Annotated in this window: 5 protein-coding genes; 3 read left to right on the forward strand and 2 right to left on the reverse strand. The window is 41.4% G+C overall.

From position 1 onward, the window contains the following. Window positions 1-29: 29 nt before the first annotated feature. Genes BMW45_RS11230 through BMW45_RS11240 form a run of 3 tightly spaced genes read left to right on the forward strand, consistent with a single transcriptional unit; the run spans window position 30 to window position 3,213 of the window. Window positions 30-1,394 carry an N-acetylmuramoyl-L-alanine amidase family protein gene (locus BMW45_RS11230; protein WP_092243462.1) on the forward strand — a complete coding sequence of 455 codons (1,365 nt, stop codon included), beginning with the start codon at window positions 30-32 and terminating at the stop codon, window positions 1,392-1,394. Continuing rightward, a complete protein-coding gene (locus BMW45_RS11235) occupies window positions 1,391-2,449 on the forward strand; it encodes an N-acetylmuramoyl-L-alanine amidase family protein (RefSeq protein WP_166433329.1) in 1,059 nt (352 codons plus the stop codon). The genes BMW45_RS11230 and BMW45_RS11235 overlap by 4 nt, the downstream gene beginning before the upstream one ends. A 29-nt stretch (window positions 2,450-2,478) precedes the next feature. Beyond that, window positions 2,479-3,213, forward strand: a complete 735-nt coding sequence (locus BMW45_RS11240) for a lytic transglycosylase domain-containing protein (protein WP_330390740.1) — start codon at window positions 2,479-2,481, stop codon at window positions 3,211-3,213. Window positions 3,214-3,326: 113 nt separating this feature from the next. On the opposite strand, the gene BMW45_RS11245 is transcribed toward BMW45_RS11240, so the two are convergent. Both BMW45_RS11245 and BMW45_RS11250 read right to left on the reverse strand, forming a co-directional pair. After that, window positions 3,327-3,707 carry a response regulator transcription factor gene (locus BMW45_RS11245; protein WP_025229759.1) on the reverse strand — a complete coding sequence of 127 codons (381 nt, stop codon included), beginning with the start codon at window positions 3,705-3,707 and terminating at the stop codon, window positions 3,327-3,329. Between the two features lie 21 nt (window positions 3,708-3,728). Then, on the reverse strand, window positions 3,729-5,459 hold the full coding sequence (locus BMW45_RS11250) for a DUF342 domain-containing protein (RefSeq protein ID WP_092243468.1): 1,731 nt from the start codon (window positions 5,457-5,459) through the stop codon (window positions 3,729-3,731). Between the last annotated feature and the right edge of the window lie 921 nt (window positions 5,460-6,380).

Consider the following 6,380-nt stretch of genomic DNA (forward strand, 5'->3'; position numbering starts at 1 on the left):
GTAAGGACTTATTAAAAAGGAGCGATTTCATGAGACAACAAAAGAGGGGATTGGCAATAGCAATTTTAGTCGCTTTTTGCCTGTGTCTCTTCCCTGTAAAAGCGATGGCAACAGAGGCAATCAATTCAATCAGCATTAAGGTGGTACTTAATATTGAGGCAGGTGACCGCTTGCCAGATATAAAAATTAATCAAACAAGCGGGGAGTGCTATGTAACTTCCGGCGATAAAAAGTACACTGTCAGGGAGGCAAAGTGGGTAACCTCCACCTCAAAGGATATATCGGTGGGGGAAGAACCCAGGATGAATGTTACACTTACTCCGTCCGATGAGTACGATGCTTATTTTAAATCTTCTTATGAGGCTACCAAGATGAAAATCACGGGAGGTTCCTATGTCAGTGCAAAGCGAAATGGCAGTGATATGGTTGTCACCTTAAGGACGAAGCCTGTTAAAGGCCTGTACGCGGAACCGGAAGACGTGGGCTGGAAGGACACAAGGCTTGGCCAGGCTGTCTGGTCCAAAGGAGATAACACATCGGGTGCTTATGAATTATGGCTTTACTGTGGTAAAAAAATAATTTTAAAAAAGGAACAGGTAAAGGCTACCTCCTATAATTTCTATCCGTATATGACAGAGGAAGGAACCTATTCTTACAAAATCCGTTCTGTTCCCTTCAAACAGGATGAGCTTAAGAATGGAAAGAAGAGCAGCTGGGTGGAGTCAGACGAACTTGTTATCAGGGACCGGGATGTATCCGATGGAACTGGAAAAGACTCTGACACAACTGCGGGTACAACAAATGGCTCTGGGATAAAAGAGGGCTGGGATCAGCAGTCCGGAGTGTGGTACTACCGGTATGCCGATGGAACTGTTCAGGCTAATTCCTGGATGGTACTTGATGATGTATGGTACCGCTTTGACCAGGAAGGAAAGATGGTAACGGGCTGGTTTATCCTGGATTCTGATATCTATTATATGAATTCCAAAGGAGCCATGGTAACCGGCTGGAATAAGATCGCCAATACATGGTATTATTTTTATCCGGACAACGGCTACGAGGCTCCCATGGGAGCAGCCGCTACGAACTGGCAGGTCATAGATGGCTATTATCATTATTTTAACAGCCAGGGTGCCATGCAGAAGGACTGGATCAACCAGGCAGGTAGATGGTATTATTTAAATACTGTACAGGGTAACTTAGAGGGTGCTATGCTAAAGGGCTTAATCACCCGGAATGGGCGTACTTATTTTACCGGGGAAGATGGAGTCATGGTAACCGGTTGGCAGAAGATCGATGGACTGTGGCGGTATTTTAATCAGGATGGCACGATGGCTGTAAATACGGTAATCAATGGATTTCCGGTAAATGAAGATGGAGTATGGGTACAATGATGAGAGATAAGAAAAGAAAACTGCATTCTATGTTCCTTGCTGCTTTGGTGGCAGCATTTACATGCTTGCCGGCTGTCATGTCCTTTGCCGCCGATTCTGTTGTGATTCGAAGCGTGAATCTTAAGTTTGACAGCCAGTATGGGAATGAAGAAATACTGATGCCTGGAATTTCTACTACGAATGCAGGAGTATCAGTTAAGGAAGTTGTCTGGAAACGGGATATCAGCAAATGGAAGGCAGCAAAGAATGAACGGGTCAGTGTGTTTTTAACATCAGACACCTCAATATTTGCAAATACCTACAACCGGTCAGAGTGCAAGATCACAGGGGCAAAGTTTGTTTCCGCCAAAGCATTGGATAACAATACCCTGGAAATAAAGGTGGATTATGTTCCTGTAGTTATTTTAGGAAGAACTGCCAGGGCCGGCTGGAGCGATAGCAAAATGACGAAGGCTGTGTGGGAAAAAGTTGAATTTGCTACTGGTTATCAGGTTGCCCTGTATGCAGATGACAAACTGAAGAAGCGTATTTCTGTTGAAACCAATACGGTGGATCTTTCTGAATACATGGATAAGGATGCTGTTTATTACTATGAAGTCCGGGCAATCGGCTATACAGCCGATGATCGGAAATATATGAAGGAAGGAGATTATGTCACTTCCGATGATACCATTATGGAATATGACGGAGATACATCTGGTTCATGGAAGGGAAATACCTACAAGCAGGAGGATGGTGGAATCGCCAGGAATTGCTGGAAGCAGATATTAAATGACTGGTATTATTTTGACGGGAATGGAACTTACCAGACTGGCTGGCTCCTGTCAGGCCAAAGATGGTATTATTTAAACCCCAAGGATGGAAAATTACTCATGGGCTGGCAGTTTGTCAATGGGAAATGGTATTATTTAAACCCAGGCGGAGGAGAAATGCTTACGGGCTGGATACAGCCCCAGCCAGGGATCTGGTATTACTTAAATCCGGATGGCAGCATGGTAAGCAGCACTAATGTCGGCAATTATTGGGTGGATGCTTCAGGAAGATGGGTTCCGTAAAAATCGGAAATTGACGGGAGGATTATATTTTGGCAACAATAGACCAGTTAAAACTGTCTGCACTTACCAGTGCAAAGGCAGGACAGGCGGAATATACGGCAGCTTCATCTGCCAAGGGGAATTTTAAACAGATTTTAAAATCAGTTGCAAAGGCTCCGGAAAATCTTGAAGCCATATTCAAAGAGGCGTCTAAAAAATACGGTGTTTCCGAAAAGCTGTTAAAGGCGGTTGCTAAGGCAGAATCGAATTTTAACCCATCTGCAACTTCTAAGAAGGGGGCTGCCGGAGTGATGCAGTTAATGCCTGCCACCGCCAGATCTCTGGGAGTGGACGATCCTTATGATGCAAGAAGCAATATCATGGGGGGAGCTAAATATTTAAAAGAAAATCTGGAACGGTATAAAGGGAATGTGGATCTCACTCTGGCGGCCTATAATGCCGGAAGCAACAATGTAAGCAAATATGGAGGAATCCCTCCTTTTAAGGAAACGCAGGAGTACGTAAAGAAAGTTAAGAATTATATGGGGGATTCAGAAGTATCAGGATATTCAGACGTATCAGGATACCCATCGGACATATCAAGTACTTATGATTATCTGTCCAATCTATCTTTGGACGGAGAAAGCAGCAGTCTTGTACCTGCTAAATCTGATTATCTTTATTTAATTGAACTGATGAAGCTTCGTATGCAAATGGCTTCCTTTAGTATTTCCAATCAGTTTGATTCTACAGATTCAACGACTGGTTCAGTCTTTAATATATAAAAAGAAAAAGCCTAATGGAAGGTCTTTAGAAACAGACTTTCCATTAGGCTTTTTCTATGTAATAATAGATAACATGTCATTTTAGTTATATAAGATCTATTGTTGTGAAGACCTTACTTATGGGAAATCGCATCACTTACTTTTAACAGGGCCTCAATAAAATATGATTTTTTAATTGGCTTAAAAACAAAAGGAAGGTTGGACCCTAATTTTTGAACCATCTGCTGTGTTTCATCATAAGCAAGAGAGCTGATGATCATAATTCCTGCTTCCGGATGATGCTCCAACAGGCGTTTGGAAGCTTCGATACCATCGATTCCTGGCATAATGATATCCATGGTCACAATATCGGGCTTTTCTCTTTCATAGGCTTCCAGAGCCTCTTCCCCGCTTCTACATTGATAGATGACGTCAAAATCTGTTCCTTTAAGTAATTGCTCTATCTCGCTGCGTGTTACAATTGAATCATCGACAATCATAATTGTTTTTTTCATTATAGCTTCCCTCCTTCTAATTTAATTACTTCCGATCGTAATTTCCCCTTCGCTGTTTTTATAAACAATACTCCTGGAGTATTCCTCCTGAACCAGCAGACTGGAAGAACCGATCCGTATGCGAACCACTGGCAGCAGCTGCTGGCATTGAATGATTCCGGACTGCTCCTTATCGATTGCTGTTATTTCTTCCAAGCGGTTTGTAATCTCCTGTTCCCTGAGATTTAAATAAGTGGAAGCCTGTTTCAGATCATCAAGCAGCTGCTGTCTATCCTGCCTTTGAGTGGTTTCAAGATAGGTGATATTTTTTCTTACTTCCGACATATTATGGTGAAGCTGCTCCAGCTCTCTGGCAAGCCGAGCGGATTCTTCTACGTTTCTTGGTACATTTGCAATGATTAATTCGGTAACGAGCCGCCGTACTTTAGAACCAATCACACGTGCATTAATGGTGTTTGCAGCCAAAAGAGTACCGCCGATAATGACGCCCATGCCGGAGGTAACAATAATATCCTGACCACTTTCTATTTTGGAGTTGATAATGCTTTCCGCATAAACATTTCCTTTGGCAGTGACCGTGCAATGTTCCAAATAACGGCACTTAACATCAGAGTCAGAGGTTAAAGTACCACGGCCGTTTCCTGACATTCCGCTTGCAATTGTAATGGATCCCAGGGCAGTTATCTGAGCACCTTCCACGGAGCCTCGGATGTCAATTCTTCCGGTAGCTTTTACCGAGAAGCCATTTCTTACATCTCCAGTAATCAAAATATCTCCGTCATAATCCAGGTTCCCTGTACTATTATCAATATTACCATTTATCTTAAGGATAGGATCTACCTGGAATTTTCCATTAACAAATGTTACATGACCTGTCTTTTGGGAAACCAGCAGAGTCCGGTCCTCCGTAAGCCTAGTATTGCGGCCAACAGGTACGTGGACATCAGTTCCTTTAATGGTGCAGGGATAGGGCTGCCCGGTTATGGTCATACCATTTTCTCCCGGTACAGCAAGAGAAATACTGCTGATTACTTCTCCTTCTTTAACGGATTGAATATTATTTAAATTTTTATAATCCACAGATCCGTTTTCATCTTCTATAAATTCAAGCTTAAGATCCCGTTTATAATGGTCTTTAATAGAACCATCAATTCCATTGCGTGCCAGAATTCCCTTTGCAACCAGTACGGCCTGACCATAGATCTGGTTTTCAACAATTGACTTCAGGGACTCCTCCATAATACCGATGGATACATGCTCCTGATTGAGGATTGATTTTAAATCTTCTTCCTTTATATCCTGACCATCGTTAAATGGAGGGATCACAAAAAACCATGCAGCCATGCGGTCCTTTGAAACGTAAAGATAGGCCTGAGCCGCTTTTGGCTGGGGAACCTGCTCTTGTGTAGATTCGGATGTCCGTCTAAAAACATTGGATAATGATTGCATTTTACTGGAAAACTGAGCGCACTCACTGTATAATGCTTCTTCATCTATCCGTACAATAAGCGGATCATAGGAAGGCTCCCATATTAAAGAAGTGGAGGGAGCTTCATATTCAATTTCGGGATATACGGTTGTTGCGGCAGAACTTTTTTGTGCGGTTGGATCGGATACTGTCTCATTAAGATCTTCATTATGGGATTCTTCAGATGAAACGACAGAAGTTGTACTGATTTTTTCTGATGTTTCCGCAGAGCGCCTTACATTTTGGAAAAGGCTAAAGAATCCTTTTTTGTTTTTTTCTTTCATTTTCTTCCCCTAACATTAAAAAATACCTGCTACTATAACCCTGTATGCAAGTAATTGGCTGATTTCGAATCGCTTCTTTGGCTGGAGTCAATAGACATCAACGCTATTAAACTTTACAATCAAAGATGCTGGCTCTGGTTTCTGGTTATTCCATTCCTATGTATATACAGTCAGATGAAATGATTCTAGAGCTTTTGTTGATCAGATTACCTGGACCGAGCCATGTGAATCTATTTCGTTGGATATTGGATTTAATTCTGCCCGGTCTTTGTGAAGTCAGATTGCCAGGCATTGAATTACGGGGCACTGGGATTCTTGAACCAAGATGCGTCATAGGAACACCTCCTTCTTAATTACTAATCGACTATATTTTATATCGGCAAACTTTACTATAAATATAACATAAGAGTAGCCTACTTGGTTACTTAATTTCAAATAAATATATATGGTGACATAAAATGGTTACTGAAAGTTATAGCCTTGTAACCACAACCTGTTTTATATAGTTACATAGGAGGGGGAGGTTGAAAGATAGACTTAGTCACTGGTTAGGGAAGAGAACACAGCCCCTTCCGATATATTTGGTGTAATGACTATATGCAAAATAAAAGGCATGAGAAAAGCAACGGACCGATCTCTTTTTAAATCCTACGGGATTCATTATATCTATATTTAACCTTTCATTATATCTATATTTAACCTTTCATTTATATATAGCTGGCGCATTTTATTAGAAGCATTATTCATAATAAAACAAATTATAAAAACAATTCAAAATAAATGTTGACTTTTGTCAAATGCTTTGGTATGATATAACTCGCCGCTGAAAACGGCGGCAAAACTTCTTCTAAAACACATCGATGAGCGATGAAAAAGTTTTGAAGAAAATGAAAAAAATGGTTGACAAAAACAGCCGAACAT

Source organism: Lacrimispora sphenoides, assembly GCF_900105215.1.
GTDB lineage: Bacteria > Bacillota > Clostridia > Lachnospirales > Lachnospiraceae > Lacrimispora > Lacrimispora sphenoides_A.